The sequence below is a fragment of the Caulobacter sp. AP07 genome (assembly GCF_000281955.1).
Classification (GTDB): domain Bacteria; phylum Pseudomonadota; class Alphaproteobacteria; order Caulobacterales; family Caulobacteraceae; genus Caulobacter.
The window spans coordinates 1-3,335 of the sequence record NZ_AKKF01000261.1 but is presented as its reverse complement, the minus strand read 5'-3'; the positions used below and the strand labels follow the sequence as shown (position 1 = coordinate 3,335).

Sequence of the window (3,335 nt, the reverse complement as noted above, 5' to 3'; positions counted from 1 at the left end):
AGCAGGGAATCACAACCAGCCAATTTCGCAACGGTCCCCTATAAGGAGAGGGAGGGGCCCGCGCTCGAAGAGCGTGGGAGGGTGAGGGGTTACGCCGTATCCAATAGATCCGGTGCGACCTCACCCAACATCTAAACCCCTCACCCTCCCATCGCTACGCGATGGGCCCCTCCCTCTCCCTTTGGGAGAGGGCTCAACACTTGCACCCACCCATGGCCAGAGTCTCGCAACAGGACAGCCATGCCCAATCCCCGTCGCCGCCGGCTCCGCGTCTTCGCCCGGAACGAGACGGCCAGTTCAGCGGTCGAGACCGCGTTGATCCTGGCCATGACGGCGGTGATGGCCTGCGCGATCAAGGCGACGGCGGTCAACGCGATGATCCGGCCGTTCAAGCAGGCCTTCGACACGCTGGTCCGGGCGCTGTCCTAGCGCGGCCGCCAGCCCTCGGCGATGAAGGCGATCTGGTTGTCCATGGCGGCCGACAGCGCCGAGGCCTGGGCGCCGCAGGTGGCGGCCAGGCGGTAGTTCCAGGCGTAGCTGGCCTTGAGCACGTCGATGGCCAGCTGCGGATCGAGGTCGGGGCGCACGTCGCCGCGCGTGATCCCGTCCTGCAGCACCTCACGCAGCATCAGGGTCAGCCGTTCGTTGCGGCCGTAGGGCGTGACGCCGGGGTCGTTGGAGGGGCTGTAGGAGGCGGCGATGTGGGCCAGGAACAGCTTCACCCGCCGGGTCTCGAACTCGTAGTGGATGGCGAAGATCGAGCACAGGCGATCGGCCGTCGAGCCGCGCAGATACGGCACCACGCGGTCGAACTCGGCATAGAGGTCGCCGAGCCGCCTATCCATCACGTGGCTGAGCACCTCGGCCTTGGAGGCGAAGGTGGTGAAGACGCTGCCGACCGAAACGCCCGCCCGTTCGGCGATCGCCCGGATGGTGGTCTCCTCGTAGCCCGTCTCGTTGAACAGGTCGCGCGCGGCCTCGAGGACCTTCTCACGCGTCGCCAGTTTCTGGTCGTCCCGTATGCCCACGCACTGTCCCCCCGGATAGCCTGCGTCGTTATGTTTATTCCGAAGGCGGACGCTCCGACTAAGAGCGCCCGCCCCGGTCGTGACTCTTAAGCGCGCGCGCCCGCCAGAATGACCTTCAGTTGATCCGAAAGCCGCGACAGCAGTGCTTCAACCGTCCAGGCGTCGAAGATCGCCCGGCGATAATTGGCGACATACACGTCCCAGATGATCTCGGCGAGCAGCTTCGTGTCGGCGCTGGTCTTCAGTTCGCCGCGCTCGACGCCGCGCAGCAGCACGCCGTTCAGCAGGGTGAAGATGTGCTTCAGGTGGCCGCGGTTGCGGCGCTCGGCGGTTTCCGAACGGGTCCACGACACGGCGATGCTGGCCTGCAGCAGCGGCAGTTGCTCGACGTGGAAGCCGTAGGCGACGGCGAACATGCCGATGACGCCTTCCTCGACGCTGACGCCGTTGACGCCGGCCTGCTTCATCTGGGCGTAGATGACTTCGTAGTCGGCGGTCAGGATCTCGTCGAACAGCTCGCTCTTGTCGGAGAAGCTGGCGAACACCGCGCCCGTCGACATGCCGGCGGCCTGGGCGATGTCGCGGATGGTCGCGCCTTCGTAGCCACGCTCGGTGAACAGGCGGCGCGCCGCCGAGAGCACGCGCTCACGGGTGCGCTGCTTGGCCAGGGCCCGGCGCGTCAGCTTGACGGGGGCGTCGGTCGGGGACTCGATGTTCAGGGATACAAAGCTCATGCGGCGGCCTCCAGGCGAGCAAGCGCAGCCTCGGCGCGCTTTTCGAATTCGTTGCAGTACTCGTCGACGACGTTCTGAAGGACGTCGGCGTAGCGGCGCGCCAGGGCGCGGCCATCCTGCGCGGCGTCGCGCAGGTCGGTGATCAATTGGCGGACTTCCACCATCGCTTCTTCGCGCTCGGACGCGGAGAAGTCGGCTACGGCGCGAACGCTCTGAGCCATTCTAGTCTCTCCTGCCTCCCCGCTGGGATGGGCGTCGACATGACCTGCGGTGAGGAGTTGATCATGTTCAACGAACGCGTACTGGAATTTGAAGGTGGCGCGTTTAACCCCAGCCGCAAGGGGTTGCAACCCGTAAACTGAACTAAAATCGCCGAACGGCGACGTTTGAGACGATGTATGATACCGGTAGCGTCGGGTCACTGCGACAAATGCACTCAACGAACAGACTCGGCGAACGCGATATCGGTACGAGGCACTCAATCAAGGCTTGATCTAGCAGGCCACGCTCTGGCCAAGCCTGGGGCGAGCGCCTAGTTTGCCGCCATGGACAAACTGTTCGACCTTCTGATCCCTGTCGCGCTGGGCGCGGTGCTGATCACCCTCGGCGTCGGCATCTTCTCCCTGTTCAAGGGTGGGGATTTCGGACGTTCCTATTCCAACAAGCTGATGCGCCTGCGCATCGTGCTGCAGTTCGTCGCGGTGCTGGTGCTGGTCGCCGCCTTCTGGTGGCGCAGCCACTAGAAGATCTTCGCGCGAAGCGGACATCGGGTCGCGTGAAGACGGCGGACTGGGTGGACGACCCGCTCCCGGCCAGGTCGTCCACCGCGTTTAAGCCACCAACGCCTACGCTACTCACCAACGCTTACGCTACCCTAGGAGCTCGCTACTCTATGGGCGAGTTGACCAGAGCTCCGCACCCATAGCGATAGGACAACTTGCCCTAGGACATATTGGCCCATCGGACCGTCGAAAGGGGACCCGCCATGGTCACGCTCAATCGCATCTACACCCGCACCGGCGACCAGGGCCTGACGCGGCTGTCGACCGGCCAGCCGGTCAGCAAGGCGTCCCTGCGGGTCGAGGCCTATGGCGGGGTCGACGAGACCAACGCCTTCATCGGCGTGGCCCGCCAGCACACGGCCGCCGACGCCGATCTCGACGCCCTGCTCGAGCGCATCCAGAACGACCTGTTCGACCTGGGCGCCGACCTGGCCACCCCCGAGCAGAACGGCAAGCCGGACTGGGAGCCGCTGCGGGTGGTCGACAGCCAGGTCGAGCGGCTGGAGCGCGAGATCGACCTGATGAACGCGAAGCTCTCGCCCCTGACGTCCTTCGTGCTTCCGGCCGGCTCGCCCGCCTCGGCCGCCCTGCACGTGGCCCGCACGGTGTGCCGCCGCGCCGAGCGCAAGGTGGTGGAACTGATGGGCGTCGAAGGCGAGATCGTCGGCGAGGCGGCGCTGAAATACCTCAACCGCCTGTCGGACCTGCTGTTCGTGGCGGCGCGCCGGGCCAATGACGACGGCGCGGCGGACGTGCTGTGGAAGCCTGGGGCGACCAGATAACCCTCTCCC

Annotated in this window: 6 protein-coding genes; 3 read left to right on the top strand and 3 right to left on the bottom strand. The window is 65.8% G+C overall.

The window, feature by feature from the left end:
* Positions 1–240: 240 nt before the first annotated feature.
* Positions 241–429, top strand: coding sequence for a hypothetical protein (locus PMI01_RS23015; protein WP_007674969.1), 189 nt, complete (start codon positions 241–243; stop codon positions 427–429).
* On the opposite strand, the gene PMI01_RS23010 is transcribed toward PMI01_RS23015, so the two are convergent.
* The 3 genes from PMI01_RS23010 to PMI01_RS23000 all read right to left on the bottom strand — a co-directional run bounded on the left by PMI01_RS23010 (position 426) and on the right by PMI01_RS23000 (position 1,983).
* Positions 426–1,028, bottom strand: a complete 603-nt coding sequence (locus PMI01_RS23010) for a TetR/AcrR family transcriptional regulator (RefSeq protein ID WP_007674968.1) — start codon at positions 1,026–1,028, stop codon at positions 426–428. The two genes, PMI01_RS23015 and PMI01_RS23010, sit on opposite strands and share 4 nt — an antisense overlap.
* 86 nt (positions 1,029–1,114) lie before the next feature.
* Positions 1,115–1,762 carry a TetR/AcrR family transcriptional regulator gene (locus PMI01_RS23005; protein WP_007674966.1) on the bottom strand — a complete coding sequence of 216 codons (648 nt, stop codon included), beginning with the start codon at positions 1,760–1,762 and terminating at the stop codon, positions 1,115–1,117.
* The gene (locus tag PMI01_RS23000; protein ID WP_007674964.1) at positions 1,759–1,983 is read right to left on the bottom strand and encodes a hypothetical protein; all 225 of its coding nucleotides are present in this window, start codon (positions 1,981–1,983) and stop codon (positions 1,759–1,761) included. The genes PMI01_RS23005 and PMI01_RS23000 overlap by 4 nt, the downstream gene beginning before the upstream one ends.
* Positions 1,984–2,307: 324 nt before the next feature.
* On the opposite strand from PMI01_RS23000, the gene PMI01_RS22995 reads away from it, so the two are divergent.
* Both PMI01_RS22995 and PMI01_RS22990 read left to right on the top strand, forming a co-directional pair.
* Entirely contained in the window at positions 2,308–2,505 is a 198-nt protein-coding gene (locus PMI01_RS22995) for a twin transmembrane helix small protein (RefSeq protein ID WP_007674962.1), read from the top strand.
* Between the two features lie 242 nt (positions 2,506–2,747).
* On the top strand, positions 2,748–3,326 hold the full coding sequence (locus PMI01_RS22990) for a cob(I)yrinic acid a,c-diamide adenosyltransferase (protein WP_007674961.1): 579 nt from the start codon (positions 2,748–2,750) through the stop codon (positions 3,324–3,326).
* Positions 3,327–3,335 lie beyond the last annotated feature (9 nt).

Excerpts from the sequence above, each read along its gene's own strand:
- PMI01_RS23000 (WP_007674964.1), bottom strand. The coding sequence starts at position 1,983 with ATGGCTCAGAGCGTTCGCGCCGTAGCCGACTTCTCCGCGTCCGAGCGC.
- PMI01_RS23015 (WP_007674969.1), top strand. The coding sequence starts at position 241 with ATGCCCAATCCCCGTCGCCGCCGGCTCCGCGTCTTCGCCCGGAACGAG.
- PMI01_RS22990 (WP_007674961.1), top strand. The coding sequence starts at position 2,748 with ATGGTCACGCTCAATCGCATCTACACCCGCACCGGCGACCAGGGCCTG.
- PMI01_RS23005 (WP_007674966.1), bottom strand. The coding sequence starts at position 1,762 with ATGAGCTTTGTATCCCTGAACATCGAGTCCCCGACCGACGCCCCCGTC.
- PMI01_RS22995 (WP_007674962.1), top strand. The coding sequence starts at position 2,308 with ATGGACAAACTGTTCGACCTTCTGATCCCTGTCGCGCTGGGCGCGGTG.